General features: G+C 59.4%; 14 protein-coding genes. 10 read left to right on the forward strand and 4 right to left on the reverse strand.

The features are described from left to right. Window positions 1–77: 77 nt before the first annotated feature. From ACM1ZW_RS17670 to ACM1ZW_RS17685, 4 genes are all read right to left on the reverse strand, one after another. Window positions 78–818, reverse strand: coding sequence for a YciK family oxidoreductase (locus tag ACM1ZW_RS17670; protein ID WP_008031809.1), 741 nt, complete (start codon window positions 816–818; stop codon window positions 78–80). A gap of 168 nt (window positions 819–986) precedes the next feature. Then, window positions 987–1,658: an N-acetylmuramic acid 6-phosphate phosphatase MupP gene (mupP, locus tag ACM1ZW_RS17675; RefSeq protein ID WP_017337291.1), complete on the reverse strand. Its 672-nt coding sequence runs from the start codon at window positions 1,656–1,658 to the stop codon at window positions 987–989. A gap of 4 nt (window positions 1,659–1,662) precedes the next feature. Continuing rightward, the gene (gene ubiG, locus ACM1ZW_RS17680) at window positions 1,663–2,361 is read right to left on the reverse strand and encodes a bifunctional 2-polyprenyl-6-hydroxyphenol methylase/3-demethylubiquinol 3-O-methyltransferase UbiG (RefSeq protein WP_038982154.1); all 699 of its coding nucleotides are present in this window, start codon (window positions 2,359–2,361) and stop codon (window positions 1,663–1,665) included. 57 nt (window positions 2,362–2,418) lie between these two features. Continuing rightward, on the reverse strand, window positions 2,419–3,753 hold the full coding sequence (locus tag ACM1ZW_RS17685) for a TRZ/ATZ family hydrolase (RefSeq protein WP_414878564.1): 1,335 nt from the start codon (window positions 3,751–3,753) through the stop codon (window positions 2,419–2,421). Between the two features lie 107 nt (window positions 3,754–3,860). On the opposite strand from ACM1ZW_RS17685, the gene mtnA reads away from it, so the two are divergent. The 10 genes from mtnA (at window position 3,861) to ihfB (ending at window position 17,214) form a co-directional block, all read left to right on the forward strand. Then, on the forward strand, window positions 3,861–4,937 hold the full coding sequence (gene mtnA / locus ACM1ZW_RS17690) for an S-methyl-5-thioribose-1-phosphate isomerase (RefSeq protein ID WP_017337294.1): 1,077 nt from the start codon (window positions 3,861–3,863) through the stop codon (window positions 4,935–4,937). Window positions 4,938–5,363: 426 nt separating this feature from the next. Beyond that, the gene (gene gyrA / locus ACM1ZW_RS17695; RefSeq protein ID WP_017337295.1) at window positions 5,364–8,027 is read left to right on the forward strand and encodes a DNA gyrase subunit A; all 2,664 of its coding nucleotides are present in this window, start codon (window positions 5,364–5,366) and stop codon (window positions 8,025–8,027) included. 220 nt (window positions 8,028–8,247) lie between these two features. Continuing rightward, entirely contained in the window at window positions 8,248–9,333 is a 1,086-nt protein-coding gene (gene serC, locus ACM1ZW_RS17700; protein WP_017337296.1) for a 3-phosphoserine/phosphohydroxythreonine transaminase, read from the forward strand. Next, a complete protein-coding gene (pheA, locus tag ACM1ZW_RS17705) occupies window positions 9,333–10,427 on the forward strand; it encodes a prephenate dehydratase (protein ID WP_017337297.1) in 1,095 nt (364 codons plus the stop codon). Before serC ends, pheA begins: the two co-directional genes overlap by 1 nt. 10 nt (window positions 10,428–10,437) lie before the next feature. Beyond that, window positions 10,438–11,550, forward strand: coding sequence for a histidinol-phosphate transaminase (gene hisC / locus ACM1ZW_RS17710; protein ID WP_017337298.1), 1,113 nt, complete (start codon window positions 10,438–10,440; stop codon window positions 11,548–11,550). Window positions 11,551–11,578: 28 nt separating this feature from the next. Then, window positions 11,579–13,786, forward strand: coding sequence for a bifunctional prephenate dehydrogenase/3-phosphoshikimate 1-carboxyvinyltransferase (locus tag ACM1ZW_RS17715; RefSeq protein ID WP_414878977.1), 2,208 nt, complete (start codon window positions 11,579–11,581; stop codon window positions 13,784–13,786). Continuing rightward, entirely contained in the window at window positions 13,783–14,472 is a 690-nt protein-coding gene (gene cmk, locus ACM1ZW_RS17720; RefSeq protein ID WP_017337300.1) for a (d)CMP kinase, read from the forward strand. Before ACM1ZW_RS17715 ends, cmk begins: the two co-directional genes overlap by 4 nt. 120 nt (window positions 14,473–14,592) lie before the next feature. Next, on the forward strand, window positions 14,593–16,284 hold the full coding sequence (gene rpsA / locus ACM1ZW_RS17725; RefSeq protein WP_007899744.1) for a 30S ribosomal protein S1: 1,692 nt from the start codon (window positions 14,593–14,595) through the stop codon (window positions 16,282–16,284). A gap of 217 nt (window positions 16,285–16,501) precedes the next feature. After that, window positions 16,502–16,780: a hypothetical protein gene (locus ACM1ZW_RS17730; protein WP_416738967.1), complete on the forward strand. Its 279-nt coding sequence runs from the start codon at window positions 16,502–16,504 to the stop codon at window positions 16,778–16,780. A 137-nt stretch (window positions 16,781–16,917) separates the two neighbouring features. After that, window positions 16,918–17,214 (forward strand): integration host factor subunit beta, encoded by a 297-nt coding sequence (gene ihfB / locus ACM1ZW_RS17735; RefSeq protein ID WP_392886674.1) that lies wholly within the window; start codon window positions 16,918–16,920, stop codon window positions 17,212–17,214. Window positions 17,215–17,322 lie beyond the last annotated feature (108 nt).

The following is a 17,322-nucleotide window of genomic DNA, read 5'->3' on the forward strand; positions in this document are numbered from 1 at the left end:
CTGGCATGACCTTCAGTTATGTCACTTGTTGAGTGCCATGACAAAAATTCGCCACGGCACAAAAGCGACGCACGGCGTTACTGGGCGTTGAACGCCTGGCCGTTGATGCCGGTGCTGTCCGGACCCATCAGGTAGAGATAGACCGGCATGATCTCCTCGGGCGTCGGGTTGTTCAGCGGGTTTTCGCCGGGGTAAGCCTGGGCGCGCATGCTGGTGCGGGTGGCGCCGGGGTTGATGCTGTTCGAGCGCACCGGGGCCACGGTGTCGACTTCGTCGGCCAGGGTTTGCATCAGGCCTTCGGTGGCAAACTTGGAGACGCCGTATGCACCCCAATACGCACGGCCCTTGCGGCCGACGCTGCTGGAAGTGAACACCACCGAAGCGTCCTGCGACAATTTGAGCAGCGGCAACAACGTGCTGGTAAGCATGAACATGGCGTTGACGTTGACTTGCATGACGCGCATGAAGTTTTCGCCGGACAGCTGTTCGATCGGGGTGCGCGGACCAATGATCGATGCGTTGTGCAGCAAGCCGTCGAGGTGGCCGAACTCGGTTTCGATCATCGCCGCCAGCTCATCGTATTGATGGGGCAGGGCGGTTTCGAGGTTGAACGGGATCACGGCCGGTTGTGGATGGCCGGCGGCCTCGATTTCGTCATAGACCTGAGTCAGGTTGGCTTCGGTCTTGCCCAGCAACAGTACGGTGGCGCCGTGGGCGGCATAGGTTTTCGCAGCGGCAGCGCCGATGCCGCGACCAGCGCCGGTGACCAGAATGACCCGGTCCTTGAGCAATTCAGGGCGGGCGGAATAATCAAACATAAAAACCTCGTCAAAATCGTGCATCGAACCAGTGGCGAGCGGGCTTGCCGTGGCGAGGGGATTTATCCCCGTTCGGCTGCGGAGCAGCCGCAATTAACGGTTTGGGGCCGCTTCGCGACCCAACGGGGATAAATCCCCTCACCACTATGTTTCCGGCAAACCATCGGTTTAGCAGCTACAAAGCGCGCTATCCAAAACCTTGCGCAACTCCAGCGGATGATCGACCACCACATCCGCCCCCCAATGCCGCGGGTTATCGTCCGGATGAATGTAGCCATAGGTCACGGCGGCCGTTCGGGTGCCGGCATCGCGGCCGGACTCGATATCACGCAGGTCATCACCCACGAACAGCACGCTGGCCGGATCGAGGTCGAGCATCTTGCACGCGAGGATCAACGGCTCCGGGTCCGGCTTGCTGTTCTTCACGTGATCCGGGCAGATCAGCAGCGCCGAACGCTCGGCCAGCCCCAGTTGCTGCATGATCGGCTCGGCAAACCGCAGTGGCTTGTTGGTGACCACGCCCCAGATCAGGTTGGCTTTTTCGATATCGGCCAGCACTTCCACCATGCCGTCGAACAGCTTGCTGTGAACCGCACAGCCCGCGAGATAACGCTCGAGGAACTCCAGGCGAAGTGCTTCGAAGCCCGGAGATTCCGGGTCCATCGAGAAGGTCACGGCAACCATCGCCCTGGCGCCGCCGGAGATCTCGTCGCGGATGTGCTTGTCATTCATCGGCGGCAGGCCGCGGTCGGCACGCATCGCCTGACAGATCGCAATGAAGTCCGGCGCGGTGTCGAGCAGGGTGCCGTCCATGTCGAAAAGAACTGCTCTGATACGCATCTGCTTACTCCTCGCGCAGGGTCTGGATCATGTAGTTGACGTCCACGTCGGAGGCCAGTTTGTAGTGCTTGGTCAGCGGGTTGTAGGTCAGGCCGATGATGTCCTTGACGGTCAGGCCGGCCATGCGGCTCCAGGCACCGAGCTCGGAAGGGCGGATGAATTTCTTGAAGTCGTGGGTGCCGCGCGGCAGCAGCTTCATGATGTATTCGGCACCGACGATGGCGAACAGATACGCCTTCGGGTTGCGGTTGATGGTGGAGAAGAACACCTGGCCACCCGGCTTGACCATTTTGAAGCAGGCGCGGATCACCGACGACGGGTCCGGTACGTGCTCGAGCATTTCCAGGCAAGTGACCACGTCGAACTGCTCCGGCATCTCTTCGGCCAGGGCTTCGGCGGTGATCTGCCGGTATTCGACGCTCACGCCGGATTCCAGCTGATGCAGCTGAGCAACGGCCAGCGGCGCCTCGCCCATGTCGATGCCCATCACGGTCGCGCCGCGTTGAGCCATGGCCTCGCTGAGGATGCCGCCGCCGCAACCGACGTCGAGAACCTTCTTGCCGGCCAGGTTGACGCGTTCGTCAATCCAGTTGACCCGCAGCGGATTGATGTCATGCAGCGGTTTGAACTCGCTTTCGCGGTCCCACCAGCGATGGGCCAGGGCTTCGAATTTGGCGATTTCGGCGTAGTCGACGTTACTCATGGTTCATCCTCTAAAACTTGAAAAATCCTGTTGCCCCGGCGGTTCGCCCCGGGGTGCTTACGATTCGGTGTGGCCGCTGATGCGCCGGCCCCAGGCCTTGGCGGTGGCGCAAAGCTGTTCTTCATCGAGACGGGTCAGGCGACGGTCGTCGAGCAGTTGCTTGCCACCCACCCAAAGGTGTTTCACGCAGTCGCGACCGGTGGCATATATAAGCTGCGAAACCGGGTCGTAGACCGGTTGCTGCGCCAGGCCGGAAAGGTCGAACGCGACCATGTCCGCGGCTTTGCCGATTTCCAGCGAGCCGACCTCCGCCTCGATGCCCAGGGCGCGTGCGCCGTTCAGGGTGGCCATGCGCAGGGCGCGATGGGCGTCCAGCGCGGTGGCCGAGCCGGCGACGGCTTTGGCGAGCAATGCGGCGGTGCGGGTTTCGCCAAGCAGGTCGAGGTCATTATTGCTGGCCGAGCCATCGGTGCCGACGGCCACATTGACGCCAGCCTGCCACAACCGCTCCACCTGGCAGAAACCGCTGGCCAGCTTCAGGTTCGACTCTGGGCAATGAATCACATGGGTGTTGCTTTCTACCAGCATCACCAGGTCTTCATCGCTGATCTGAGTCATGTGAACCGCCTGGAAGCGTGGCCCCAACAGGCCCAGGCGCGCGAGTCGGGCCAACGGGCGTTCGCCGCGCTGCTCGACCGATTGCTGCACTTCGAAGGCGGTTTCGTGGACGTGCATGTGAATCGAGGCGTCCAGCTCTTCGGCGATCACCCGGATTTTCTCCAGGTTTTCGTCGCCCACGGTGTAAGGCGCGTGGGGGCCGAAGGTGACTTTGATGCGCTCGTGGTGCCTGAGATCGTTGAACAGTTCAACGCCCTGACGAATGGCTTCGTCCGCCGTGCTGGCGCCCGGGATCGGGAAATCGAGGATCGGAATCGCGATTTGTGCGCGAATGCCGCTGTTATGCACGCGTTCGCTGGCAACCTTCGGGAAGAAATACATGTCAGAGAAACAGGTGATGCCACCTTTGATCTGTTCAGCGATGGCAAGGTCGGTGCCATCGCGTACAAAGGCTTCATCGACCCACTTGGTCTCGGCGGGCCAGATGTGGTTTTCCAGCCAGGTCATCAGCGGCAGATCGTCTGCCAGGCCGCGGAACAGCGTCATCGCCGCATGCCCGTGAGCATTGATCAGGCCGGGGCTGAGCAACATGTCCGGCAGTTCGCGGATTTCGGTGGCGTCAAGCTTCAGCGCAGCCGCGCGCGGGCCGATAAAGACAATGCGCCCGTCGCGAATGCCCAGGCCATGCTCTTTGAGGACAACGCCAGCGGGTTCGACGGGTACCAGCCAGGTCGGCAGCAATAACAGGTCGAGCGCAACGGCAGTGTTCGGCATCGAGGGTCGGTTCCAGTGCTTTTGTAAAGGATGGCGAAGTATACCCGAGCGTCTTCGCGGGGGGATCGCTATAATCGGCGGCTTTGTTACTGAGTACGGGGTGTGGGATGCGCGATCGACTGTTGGCTGCGGAGAAGGTGAAGGCCATCGATTGGCGTGATGGCGCCCTGTACCTGCTGGATCAGCGTATTTTGCCATTCGAGGAAACCTGGATTGCCTACACCAGCGCTGCTGGCGTGGCCGAAGCCATTCGTTCGATGGTGGTGCGTGGTGCTCCGGCGATTGGCATCAGTGCTGCGTATGCCATGGTGCTGGCAGCCCGTGCCCGAATTGCAGAAGGCGGTGACTGGCAGGCTGCGTGGGAAGAGGATTACGCGTTGCTGGCCGATTCCCGGCCAACGGCGGTGAATCTGTTCTGGGCCTTGAGTCGCATGCGTGACCGCCTGGATCGTCTCAAGGAAGATGCAGACCCACTGGCGGCGCTGGAAGCGGAGGCCATTGCCATTCACGAAAGTGATCGCGAAGCCAACCTGACCATGGCGCAACTGGGTGTGGACCTGATCCGCAAGCATCAGGGCAACGCGCAGGCGATCCTGACCCACTGCAACACCGGCGCGTTGGCCACCGGCGGCTTCGGCACCGCGCTGGGGGTGATTCGCGGGGCGTTCATCGAGGGCATGGTCGAGCGCGTCTACGCCGACGAAACCCGTCCGTGGCTACAGGGTTCGCGTCTGACGGCGTGGGAGTTGGCCAACGAAGGCATTCCCGTGACCTTGAATGCCGACTCTGCCGCTGCCCATATCATGAAGACCAAAGGCATTACCTGGGTCATCGTCGGCGCCGACCGGATCACCGCCAATGGCGACGTGGCCAACAAGATCGGTACTTATCAACTGGCGGTGAACGCCATGCACCACGGCGTGCGCTTCATGGTGGTGGCGCCGAGTTCGACCATCGACATGAACCTGGCCAGTGGCGACGACATTCCGATTGAAGAGCGTGACGGCCGCGAGTTGCTGGAAGTGGGCGGCAAGCGAGTCGGGGCGGATGTCGATGCGTTCAACCCGGTGTTCGACGTGACCCCGGCGGATTTGATCGACGCGATCGTCACCGAGAAAGGCATCGTCGAGCGTCCGGATACTGCGAAGATGGCGCAGTTGATGTGCCGCAAGCGACTGCATTGAGGGCGTTCAGCGTCTTGTGAGTGGCCATCGCCAGCAGGCTGGCTCCCACAGGTTTTGTGATCGACACCGATCCTGTGGGAGCCAGCCTGCTGGCGATGAGGCACCCAATGCCAATAAACATCCGTAATTCGGTCGCGAATTCTGCATTCGGAGTGGCTCTGAGCCTCTCTCGTCGCCGTTAAGCCTGCCACCAGTCAACTAACTACACTCCATGCGCATCTGGGGGATAGGTGCGTGGCGGCTCTTGTGATAACATCCGGCGGTTTCCAAGGTAGCCCGATGTGGCTGCCTTTACTGCGCAGATCCATGGCATAACTCGTTGATTTGTCGTAAGTCGGTGCACTGGCAATCAGCCTGCATCGGCGAGCTTCGTTCGTCCCATATGGATGTGACGAAGTTTCACCAGAAAAAGGAATCAGGCTTCTCATGGGCGAACTGGCCAAAGAAATCCTCCCGGTCAATATCGAAGACGAGCTGAAGCAGTCCTACCTCGACTACGCGATGAGCGTAATTGTCGGGCGGGCACTGCCGGATGCGCGCGATGGCTTGAAGCCCGTGCACCGGCGTGTGCTGTTCGCGATGAGCGAGCTGGGCAACGACTTCAACAAGCCGTACAAGAAATCTGCCCGTGTTGTCGGTGACGTGATCGGTAAGTATCACCCTCACGGTGATACCGCGGTTTACGACACCATCGTTCGGATGGCGCAGCCATTCTCGCTGCGCTACCTGCTGGTAGACGGCCAGGGCAACTTCGGTTCGGTGGACGGCGACAACGCCGCGGCCATGCGATACACCGAAGTGCGCATGACCAAGCTGGCGCACGAACTGCTGGCCGACCTGCATAAAGAAACCGTGGACTGGGTGCCGAACTACGACGGCACCGAAATGATCCCGGCGGTCATGCCGACCCGTATTCCCAACCTGCTGGTCAACGGCTCCAGCGGTATCGCCGTGGGCATGGCGACCAACATTCCGCCGCACAACCTCGGTGAAGTCATCGACGGTTGCCTGGCCCTCATCGACAACCCCGAGTTGACCATCGATGAGTTGATGCAATACATCCCCGGCCCGGACTTCCCGACTGCCGCGATCATCAACGGTCGCGCCGGCATCATCGAAGCCTACCGCACCGGTCGCGGTCGCATTTACATGCGCGCCCGCTCGATCATCGAAGACATCGACAAGGTCGGCGGTCGTCAGCAGATCGTCATCACCGAACTCCCTTACCAGCTGAACAAGGCCCGTCTGATCGAGAAGATCGCCGAGCTGGTAAAAGAGAAGAAGCTGGAAGGCATCACCGAATTGCGCGACGAGTCCGACAAGGACGGTATGCGCGTCGTGATCGAGCTGCGTCGTGGCGAAGTGCCTGAGGTGATCCTCAACAACCTCTACGCCCAGACCCAGCTGCAAGCGGTGTTCGGTATCAACATCGTTGCGCTGATCGACGGCCGTCCGCGGATCCTGAACCTCAAGGACCTGCTGGAAGCCTTCGTTCGCCACCGTCGCGAAGTCGTTACCCGTCGTACCGTGTTCGAGCTGCGTAAAGCCCGCGAACGTGGTCACATTCTGGAAGGTCAAGCGGTTGCCCTGTCGAACATCGACCCGGTCATTGCCCTGATCAAGGCCTCGCCAACCCCGTCGGAAGCCAAGGAAGCGCTGATCAGCACGCCTTGGGAATCCTCCGCCGTGGTCGCGATGGTCGAGCGTGCCGGTGCCGATTCGTGCCGTCCGGAAAACCTCGATCCGCAATACGGTCTGCGCGAAGGCAAGTACTTCCTGTCGCCGGAACAGGCGCAAGCCATTCTGGAACTGCGACTGCACCGCCTGACCGGTCTGGAACACGAAAAACTGCTGGCCGAGTATCAAGAGATCCTCAACCAGATCGGCGAGCTGATCCGCATCCTCAACAGCGCCACGCGCCTGATGGAAGTGATCCGCGAAGAGCTGGAAGTGATCCGTGCCGAATACGGCGACGTGCGACGCACCGAAATTCTCGATGCCCGTCTCGACCTGACCCTGGGTGACATGATCCCGGAAGAAGAGCGCGTCGTGACCATTTCCCATGGTGGCTACGCCAAGACCCAGCCATTGGCTGCGTACCAGGCCCAGCGTCGTGGCGGTAAAGGCAAATCGGCTACCGGCGTCAAGGATGAGGACTACATCGCTCACCTGCTGGTCGCCAACAGCCACACCACGCTGTTGCTGTTCTCCAGCAAAGGCAAGGTGTACTGGCTGAAAACCTACGAAATCCCGGAAGCGTCCCGCGCAGCCCGTGGTCGTCCGCTGGTCAACCTGCTGCCGCTGGACAGTGATGAATACATCACCACCATGCTGCCGGTCGAGGAATACACCGAAGGTCACTTCATCTTCATGGCCACCGCCAAAGGCACCGTGAAGAAGACCCCGCTGGAATCCTTCAGCCGTCAACGCAGCGTCGGTCTGATCGCGCTGGAACTGGATGAAGGTGACGTACTGATCTCTGCCGCCATTACCGATGGCGATCGTGAAGTCATGTTGTTCTCCGACGGTGGCAAGGTCACTCGCTTCAAGGAAACCGACGTCCGCGCCATGGGCCGTACCGCTCGCGGTGTCCGCGGCATGCGTCTGCCGGAAGGCCAGAAGCTGATTTCCATGCTGATTCCGGAAGAGGGCAGCCAGATCCTTACCGCCTCGGCCCGTGGTTTCGGCAAGCGTACGGCGATCACCGAGTTCCCTGAGTACAAGCGTGGCGGTCAGGGCGTTATCGCCATGGTCAGCAACGACCGTAACGGCCGTCTGGTCGGCGCGGTTCAGGTGCTCGACGGCGAGGAGATCATGCTGATTTCCGACCAGGGTACGTTGGTTCGCACCCGTGTCGACGAAGTCTCCAGCCTGGGTCGTAACACCCAGGGCGTGACCCTGATCAAGCTGGCCAGCGATGAAACGCTGGTAGGGCTGGAACGGGTTCAGGAGCCGTCGGAAGTCGAAGGTGAAGAGCTGGAAGGCGAAGAGGGCGAAGAAGGTGCAGTGTTCGACGGTGAAGTCGTGATCGACGACGCTGCCGAAGACCAGCAACTCGACGCCGCTGCCGACGAAGAACCGCAAGAGTAAGCGGACAAACAGGGGGCGGATGAAAATTCGCCCCCTTGTTGTTTGTCCTCCAGGAACTGTGGAATTGATTTTAATGTAGGAGCTGTCGAGCGAAGCGAGGCTGCGATCTCTTGATCTGGCTCTTGCTTTCACTTGGCTCTAAAAGATCGCAGCCTCGCTCTGCTCGACAGCTCCTACAGATTTATTGCGTGACTACCACCAAATCAGAGCGAGATTGGATGTGAGCAAGAGAGCCTATAACTTCTGTGCCGGTCCTGCGGCACTTCCCGAAGCTGTCCTGCAGCGCGCCCAGGGTGAACTCCTTGATTGGCACGGCAAGGGCCTCTCGGTCATGGAAATGAGCCATCGCAGTGATGAGTTCGTGTCCATTGCGACCAAGGCCGAGCAGGATCTGCGGGATCTGCTGAATATCCCCTCGAACTATAAAGTGCTGTTCCTGCAAGGTGGTGCCAGCCAGCAATTCGCTCAGATTCCTCTGAACCTGTTGCCGGAAGGTCGCACCGCCGACTATATCGATACCGGTATCTGGTCGCAGAAAGCCATCGAAGAAGCTTCGCGCTACGGTCACGTCAACGTCGCCGCCACCGCCAAGCCTTACGACTATTTCGCTATCCCTGGTCAGAACGAATGGAAGCTGTCGAAAGACGCGGCCTACGTTCACTACGCACCGAACGAAACCATTGGCGGCCTGGAATTCAACTGGGTCCCGGAAACCGGTGACGTTCCGCTGGTCGCCGACATGTCCTCGGACATCCTCTCGCGTCCGATCGATGTTTCGCGCTTCGGCATGATCTACGCCGGCGCCCAGAAAAACATCGGCCCGAGCGGCATCGTCGTCAACATCGTTCGTGAAGACCTGCTGGGTCATGCCCGTTCCCTGTGCCCGACCATGCTCAACTACAAGGTCGCGGCCGATAACGGCTCGATGTACAACACCCCGCCAACCCTGGCCTGGTACTTGTCCGGCCTGGTGTTTGAGTGGCTGAAAGAGCAGGGTGGTGTCGAAGCCATCGGCAAGCTCAACGAAGTGAAACAGCGCACGCTGTACGACTTCATCGATGCCAGCGGCCTCTACAGCAACCCGATCAACAAGTCTGACCGCTCGTGGATGAACGTGCCGTTCCGTCTGGCTGACGATCGTCTCGACAAGCCATTCCTGGCCGGTGCCGACGAGCGTGGGCTGTTGAACCTCAAGGGGCACCGTTCTGTGGGCGGCATGCGCGCCTCCATCTATAACGCCGTCGACATCGTTGCGGTCAACGCACTGGTTTCGTACATGGCAGAGTTCGAGAAGGAACATGGCTAATGTCTGAGCAAGAACTCAAGGCACTGCGCCTGCGCATTGATGCCCTGGACGAAAAAGTCCTGGAGCTGATCAGTGAGCGCGCACGCTGCGCCCAGGAAGTTGCGCGAGTAAAGATGGCCTCGCTGGCCGAAGGCGAAGTGCCGGTGTTCTATCGTCCTGAGCGCGAAGCTCAGGTGCTCAAGCGCGTGATGGAGCGTAATCAGGGACCGCTGGGCAATGAAGAGATGGCGCGGTTGTTCCGCGAAATCATGTCCTCGTGCCTGGCCCTCGAACAGCCGCTGAAAGTGGCTTACCTCGGCCCTGAGGGCACCTTCACCCAGGCCGCGGCCCTGAAACACTTCGGTCACGCGGTGATCAGCAAGCCCATGGCGGCGATCGACGAAGTGTTCCGCGAAGTGGCGGCCGGTGCGGTGAACTTTGGCGTGGTCCCGGTGGAAAACTCCACCGAGGGCGCGGTCAACCACACCCTCGACAGCTTCCTCGAACACGACATGGTCATCTGTGGTGAAGTCGAGTTGCGGATTCACCACCACTTGCTGGTCGGTGAAAACACCAAGACCGACAGCATCAGCCGTATCTATTCCCATGCCCAGTCGCTGGCCCAGTGCCGCAAGTGGCTGGACGCACACTATCCGAATGTCGAGCGCGTGGCGGTGTCGAGCAACGCCGAAGCCGCGAAGCGGGTCAAGGGTGAGTGGAACTCGGCGGCCATTGCCGGCGACATGGCCGCAGGCCTGTACGGGCTGACCCGTCTGGCCGAGAAAATCGAGGATCGCCCGGACAACTCCACGCGATTCCTGATGATCGGCAGCCAGGAAGTGCCGCCGACGGGCGACGACAAGACCTCGATCATCGTCTCCATGAGCAACAAGCCAGGCGCGCTTCACGAGTTGCTGGTGCCGTTCCACGACAATGGCATCGACCTGACGCGAATCGAGACACGTCCTTCGCGCAGCGGTAAATGGACCTACGTGTTCTTTATCGACTTCGTCGGCCACCATCGCGATCCGCTGGTGAAAGGTGTGCTGGAAAAAATCAGTCAGGAAGCAGTGGCACTTAAAGTGTTGGGTTCCTACCCGAAAGCCGTTCTCTAAGGGGTAGCAAATGAGTGGCAACTTCCTCGCTCTGGCACAGCCAGGCGTGCAACAACTTTCGCCTTACGTTCCGGGCAAACCTGTGGATGAACTGGCGCGCGAGCTGAATATCGATCCGGCCAGCATCGTCAAACTGGCGAGCAACGAAAACCCGTTGGGTGCCAGTCCGAAGGCGCTGGCGGCGATTCGTGAAGAGCTGGCCGAACTGACTCGTTACCCGGACGGCAACGGTTTTGCGCTCAAGACCCTGCTGGCCGACCAATGCCGCGTCGAGCTGAATCAGGTGACGCTGGGCAATGGCTCCAACGACATCCTGGAACTGGTCGCTCGTGCTTATCTGGCACCGGGCCTGAACGCGGTATTCAGCGAGCACGCGTTTGCGGTCTATCCGATCGTCACGCAAGCTGTCGGTGCTACGGCCAAAGTGATTCCGGCCAAAGACTGGGGTCATGATCTGTCGGCCATGCTGGCTGCAATCGATGCCGATACCCGCGTGGTCTTCATCGCTAACCCGAACAACCCGACCGGGACCTGGTTTGGCGCCGAAGCGCTGGACGAGTTCCTGCAGGACGTACCGGAACACGTGCTGGTGGTGCTGGACGAGGCCTACATCGAATACGCCGAAGGCAGCGACTTGCCGGATGGTCTCGACTACCTGGCGGCCTACCCGAATCTGTTGGTCTCGCGCACCTTCTCCAAGGCTTACGGCCTGGCGGCGCTGCGGGTCGGTTATGGCTTGTCCACCGCGGTGGTTGCCGATGTGCTGAACCGTGTGCGCCAGCCGTTCAACGTCAACAGCCTGGCCCTGGCCGCTGCTTGCGCTGCACTGCAAGATACCGACTACCTGGCAGAAAGCCGTCGCCTGAACGAAACCGGCATGCAGCAGCTTGAAGCGGGTTTCCGTGAGCTGGGGCTGAGCTGGATTCCATCCAAGGGCAATTTCATCTGTGTCGACCTGGGTCGTGTGGCGGCCCCGGTTTTCCAGGGGTTGTTGCGCGAAGGCGTGATCGTGCGTCCGGTGGCCAACTACGGCATGCCGAACCACTTGCGCATCACCATCGGCCTGCCGGCGGAAAACAGCCGCTTCCTTGAGGCGCTGACCAAGGTCCTGGCTCGTGGTTGATGTCACTGCTCTGCAATCTGCTGAACCTATGATCGGTCGCCTGGTGGTGGTCGGTCTGGGGCTGATTGGCGGTTCGTTCGCCAAGGGTTTGCGTGAAAGCGGCCTGTGCCGCGAAGTCGTCGGTGTCGATCTCGATCCGCAGTCGCGCAAGCTTGCGGTTGAATTGGGCGTGGTCGATCGCTGCGAAGAAGACCTGGCGGTCGCTTGTCAGGGCGCAGATGTGATTCAGCTGGCCGTACCGATCCTTGCCATGGAGAAGATGCTCGGCCGCCTGGCCAGCATGGACCTGGGGCAAGCGATTCTGACCGACGTCGGCAGCGCCAAAGGCAATGTCGTGCGCGCCGCGACCGAAGCGTTTGGCGGCATGCCGGCGCGTTTCGTGCCGGGCCATCCGATTGCCGGTTCCGAGCAGAGCGGGGTGGAAGCCTCCAATGCCGAGCTGTTCCGTCGCCATAAAGTGATTCTGACACCGCTGGATCAAACCGATCCGGCGGCACTGGCAGTGGTTGACCGTTTGTGGCGCGAACTGGGCGCCGATGTCGAGCACATGCAGGTCGAGCGCCACGATGAAGTGCTGGCGGCGACCAGTCACTTGCCGCACTTGCTGGCGTTCGGTTTGGTCGATTCGCTGGCCAAGCGCAATGAAAACCTTGAGATCTTCCGGTACGCTGCCGGCGGTTTCCGCGATTTCACAAGAATCGCAGGAAGCGACCCGGTCATGTGGCACGACATCTTCCTCGCCAACCGCGAAGCTGTCCTGCGCACACTCGATACATTTCGCAGTGACCTCGACGCCTTGCGCGACGCGGTCGATGCAGGGGATGGGCACCAATTGTTGGGCGTATTCACTCGCGCCCGGGTTGCCCGCGAACATTTCAGTAAAATCCTGGCCCGCCGGGCTTATGTGGACGCTATGAACTCCAACGACCTGATTTTCCTGGCACAACCTGGTGGCCGCCTGACTGGGCGGATTCGTGTACCGGGCGATAAATCGATTTCCCACCGTTCGATCATGCTCGGCTCCCTCGCCGAAGGCGTCACCGAAGTCGAAGGCTTCCTCGAGGGCGAAGACGCCCTGGCGACCTTGCAGGCCTTCCGCGACATGGGTGTCGTGATCGAAGGTCCGCACCACGGGCGCGTGACCATCCACGGCGTCGGCCTGCATGGCCTGAAGCCTGCGCCGGGCCCGATCTATCTGGGCAACTCCGGCACCTCGATGCGCCTGCTGTCCGGCCTGTTGGCTGCACAGAACTTCGACAGCACCTTGACGGGTGATGCCTCGCTGTCCAAGCGTCCGATGAATCGCGTGGCCAACCCGCTGCGTGAAATGGGCGCCGTGATCGAGACCGCTGCAGAAGGTCGTCCGCCGATGATCATTCGTGGTGGCAACAAGCTCAAAGGCCTGACCTACACCATGCCGATGGCCAGCGCCCAGGTTAAATCCTGCCTGCTGCTGGCGGGGCTGTACGCCGAAGGCAAGACCACCGTCACCGAGCCTGCGCCAACCCGCGACCACACCGAGCGCATGCTGCGCGGCTTCGGCTATCCGGTCACCGTCAACGGTGCGACCGCGTCGGTCGAGTCCGGCCACAAGCTGACCGCCACCCACATTGAAGTGCCGGGCGATATTTCGTCGTCCGCGTTCTTCCTGGTGGCCGCTTCGATCGCTGAAGGCTCGGAGCTGGTGCTCGAGCACGTCGGCATCAACCCGACCCGTACCGGCGTGATCGACATCCTGCGCCTGATGGGCGCTGACATCACCCTGGAAAACCAGCGTGAAGTCGGCGGCGAGCCGGTAGCGGACCTGCGCGTGCGTGCGGCTAAACTCAAAGGTATCGAGATTCCCGAAGCGCTGGTGCCATTGGCCATCGACGAGTTCCCGGTGCTGTTCGTGGCGGCGGCATGTGCCGAAGGGCGCACCATCCTGCGCGGTGCGGAAGAGCTGCGAGTCAAAGAGTCGGACCGGATCCAGGTCATGGCTGATGGCTTGCTGGCGCTGGGCGTCAAATGCGAACCGACTCCGGACGGCATCATCATTGACGGCGGCCAGATCGGCGGCGGTGAAGTTCACGGTCACGGCGATCACCGGATTGCCATGGCCTTTAGCGTTGCTTCCCTGCGCGCCACTGCGCCGATCCGCATCCATGATTGCGCCAACGTCGCGACCTCGTTCCCGAACTTCCTGGCGCTGTGCGCACAGGTCGGTATCCGTGTTGCACAAGAGGCTCAGTCGTGAAAATCATTGCACCGGTCATCACCATTGATGGGCCAAGCGGCTCCGGCAAGGGCACTGTAGCCGGGATCCTGGCCAAGCGTCTGGGCTGGAATCTGCTGGATTCCGGTGCGCTTTATCGTTTGCTGGCGTTTGCCGCGCATAACCATGGCGTCGACCTTACCAACGAAGAGCTGCTGAAAAAACTGGCCGCTCATCTGGATGTGCAGTTCATCGCGGCGACCGACGGTCAGTTGCAGCGCATCATTCTTGAGGGGGATGAAGTCAGCGACGTCATCCGCACCGAAAGTATTGGTTCCGGCGCTTCCCAGGTCGCGGCGTTGCCGGCTGTGCGCGAGGCGCTGCTGCAGCGCCAGCGCGCTTTCCAGGAAGCACCGGGCCTGGTGGCTGATGGTCGCGACATGGGCACCGTGGTTTTCCCCGATGCGCCGCTGAAGATATTCCTCACTGCCAGTGCCGAGGAACGTGCGCGCCGTCGATACTTGCAGTTGAAGGGCAAAGTCGATGGTGTTAGTCTGTCGAGTCTGCTAGATGAGATACGTGCACGCGATGAGCGTGACACCCAGCGAGCGGTAGCCCCGCTCAAGCCGGCGGCTGACGCCATACAGCTGGATTCCACGGAATTATCCATCGATCAGGTGCTGGAACGCATCATGAGTGAGATCGCCATTCGCGATATCGCCGGGTGACCAAGAAGCTTCGCAGGGGACCAGTCATAGTCCTGCGGTGCTTCTTTTAAATGAAACTAACCCACATCGTCTGGGATGTGGAGATGGGCGTATTCTTCGCCCTCATCAACAGGAATTAAAATGAGCGAAAGCTTTGCGGAACTCTTTGAAGAAAGCCTAAAAACCCTGAACCTTCAGGCAGGCTCCATCATCACCGGTGTTATCGTTGATATCGATTACCAAGCTCGCTGGGTAACCGTTCACGCTGGCCTGAAGTCTGAAGCACTCATCCCGCTTGAGCAGTTCTACAACGACGCTGGCGAACTGAACATCAACGTCGGTGACGAAGTTCACGTTGCTCTGGACTCGGTTGAAGACGGCTTTGGCGAAACCAAGCTGTCCCGTGAAAAAGCCAAGCGCGCTGAATGCTGGATTGTTCTGGAAGCAGCCTTCGCAGCCGAAGAAGTGGTCAAGGGCGTTATCAACGGTAAGGTTAAAGGCGGCTTCACTGTCGACGTTAACGGCATCCGTGCGTTCCTGCCAGGTTCTCTGGTTGACGTCCGTCCTGTGCGCGACACCACGCACCTGGAAGGCAAAGAGCTGGAATTCAAGGTCATCAAGCTGGACCAGAAGCGCAACAACGTTGTCGTTTCCCGTCGTAGCGTCCTGGAAGCCGAGAACTCCGCCGAGCGCGAAGCTCTGCTGGAATCCTTGCAGGAAGGCCAACAAGTCAAAGGTATCGTCAAGAACCTCACCGATTACGGCGCATTCGTCGATCTGGGTGGCGTCGATGGCCTGCTGCACATTACCGACATGGCTTGGAAGCGTATCAAGCATCCTTCCGAAATCGTCAACGTTGGCGACGAGATCGATGTCAAGGTTCTGAAGTACGATCGCGAACGCAATCGTGTTTCCCTGGGCCTGAAGCAGCTGGGCGAAGATCCATGGGTTGCTATCAAAGCCCGTTACCCAGAAAGCACTCGCGTCACCGCTCGTGTAACCAACCTGACCGACTACGGCTGCTTCGCTGAGCTGGAAGAAGGCGTTGAAGGTCTGGTACACGTTTCCGAAATGGACTGGACCAACAAGAACATCCACCCTTCGAAAGTCGTACAAGTCGGCGACGAAGTGGAAGTTATGGTTCTGGACATCGACGAAGAGCGTCGTCGTATCTCCCTCGGCATCAAACAGTGCAAATCCAACCCATGGGAAGATTTCTCTGGCCAGTTCAACAAGGGCGATAAAATCTCCGGCACCATCAAGTCGATCACCGATTTCGGTATCTTCATTGGTCTGGACGGCGGCATCGACGGTCTGGTTCACCTGTCCGACATCTCCTGGAACGAAGTGGGCGAAGAAGCCGTTCGCCGCTTCAAGAAGGGCGACGAGCTGGACACCGTTATCCTGTCGGTTGACCCAGAGCGCGAGCGCATCTCCCTGGGTATCAAGCAACTGGAAAGCGATCCGTTCTCCGAGTACGTTCAAGAGAACGACAAAGGCGCAATCGTTAAAGGCATCGTGAAAGAAGTTGACGCTAAAGGCGCCATCATCACTCTGGCCGACGATATCGAAGCGACTCTGAAAGCCTCCGAAATCAGCCGTGACCGCGTTGAAGACGCGCGCAACGTTCTGAAAGAAGGCCAGGAAGTAGAAGCCAAGATCATCAGCGTTGACCGCAAGAGCCGTGTAATCCAGCTCTCCATCAAGTCGAAAGACGATGCTGAAGAGAAAGAAGCCATCCAAAGCTTGAAAGACAAGCCTTCGGATAGCATCGCTGCTGGTCCTACCACTCTGGGCGACCTGTTGCGTGCACAAATGGAAAAACAGAACTAAGTTCTGTCAGACCATAGAAAAAGGGCGACTTCGGTCGCCCTTTTTTGTGCCTGCGATTTGATGCAGCCAGGGATCGTCCGGTACAGAGTGTTCGCCCATGAAACCAACAGTCCCGCGAAGCTGTCTCTTTCTTTAATCGGATCAATCGCTTATTTGCAGCTAGTCTTTAGCAAAAAGCGAACGGCAGTCGGGCAGGGCGCCCGGCATAAGGAAAAGAATGAACAAGTTCATTGTCGCAATAGCATTAATGACATTGGCGGGTTGTACCACTAATGCCAGGACCCATGCGGTGCGCGGTGTCAGCGGTATTGAGGTCGATTGTTCAGGATTGGGGTCAGGGTGGGAAAAGTGTCACAAGCGCGCTGCCAAGGAGTGCAAGGGAGCCGGTTACAAGGTGGTCACGCGATCCGATGATGCCAAAGAGGAAGATGAGTATCCTTTCGGCTTCAATCCCGCGGGTTACCTGACACGCACCATGCTGGTTATCTGCCGATGAGCGGGGCCGGGGGCATGATCAATGTTCGCGCTGAATACCGCTGAAGATATGTAAGATCTCGGGCTGTTCAAATTCTTCCGGGCATGCTAAAACCTTTGAAGCGCTTTTCCTAGCTGCTTGAAAAAGAAGGGAAAAATATGACGAAGTCGGAGTTGATCGAACGAATTGTCACCCATCAAGGGCTGCTCTCATCAAAGGATGTGGAGCTGGCTATCAAGACTATGCTTGAACAAATGTCCCAATGCCTGGCCACTGGAGATAGAATTGAGATTCGTGGATTTGGTAGCTTCTCCTTGCATTATCGGGCGCCGCGAGTAGGGCGTAATCCGAAAACCGGTCAGTCCGTCAGTCTTGACGGTAAATTCGTTCCTCATTTCAAGCCGGGGAAAGAGTTGCGGGATCGGGTGAATGAGGAAGAAGAGAATGATCTCTGATGATCGGCAAGAGGTGTAGATGACTAGAGCAAACCGAGTAATCGCACTGACGTTGATAATGTTGCTAGTTGCGCTGGTGATCGTATTCATCCTGGAAAACAATCAGCC

It is taken from the genome of Pseudomonas sp. NFX71 (genome assembly GCF_048079215.1).
GTDB classification, from domain to species: Bacteria; Pseudomonadota; Gammaproteobacteria; order Pseudomonadales; family Pseudomonadaceae; genus Aquipseudomonas; species Aquipseudomonas fluorescens_B.

What these genes read in the sequence shown, in the direction of transcription:
- ACM1ZW_RS17670 (WP_008031809.1), bottom strand. Translation starts at nt 818, where the DNA reads ATGTTTGATTATTCCGCCCGCCCTGAATTGCTCAAGGACCGGGTCATT.
- mupP (WP_017337291.1), bottom strand. Translation starts at nt 1,658, where the DNA reads ATGCGTATCAGAGCAGTTCTTTTCGACATGGACGGCACCCTGCTCGAC.
- ubiG (WP_038982154.1), bottom strand. Translation starts at nt 2,361, where the DNA reads ATGAGTAACGTCGACTACGCCGAAATCGCCAAATTCGAAGCCCTGGCC.
- ACM1ZW_RS17685 (WP_414878564.1), bottom strand. Translation starts at nt 3,753, where the DNA reads ATGCCGAACACTGCCGTTGCGCTCGACCTGTTATTGCTGCCGACCTGG.
- mtnA (WP_017337294.1), top strand. Translation starts at nt 3,861, where the DNA reads ATGCGCGATCGACTGTTGGCTGCGGAGAAGGTGAAGGCCATCGATTGG.
- gyrA (WP_017337295.1), top strand. Translation starts at nt 5,364, where the DNA reads ATGGGCGAACTGGCCAAAGAAATCCTCCCGGTCAATATCGAAGACGAG.
- pheA (WP_017337297.1), top strand. Translation starts at nt 9,333, where the DNA reads ATGTCTGAGCAAGAACTCAAGGCACTGCGCCTGCGCATTGATGCCCTG.
- hisC (WP_017337298.1), top strand. Translation starts at nt 10,438, where the DNA reads ATGAGTGGCAACTTCCTCGCTCTGGCACAGCCAGGCGTGCAACAACTT.
- ACM1ZW_RS17715 (WP_414878977.1), top strand. Translation starts at nt 11,579, where the DNA reads ATGATCGGTCGCCTGGTGGTGGTCGGTCTGGGGCTGATTGGCGGTTCG.
- rpsA (WP_007899744.1), top strand. Translation starts at nt 14,593, where the DNA reads ATGAGCGAAAGCTTTGCGGAACTCTTTGAAGAAAGCCTAAAAACCCTG.
- ACM1ZW_RS17730 (WP_416738967.1), top strand. Translation starts at nt 16,502, where the DNA reads ATGAACAAGTTCATTGTCGCAATAGCATTAATGACATTGGCGGGTTGT.
- ihfB (WP_392886674.1), top strand. Translation starts at nt 16,918, where the DNA reads ATGACGAAGTCGGAGTTGATCGAACGAATTGTCACCCATCAAGGGCTG.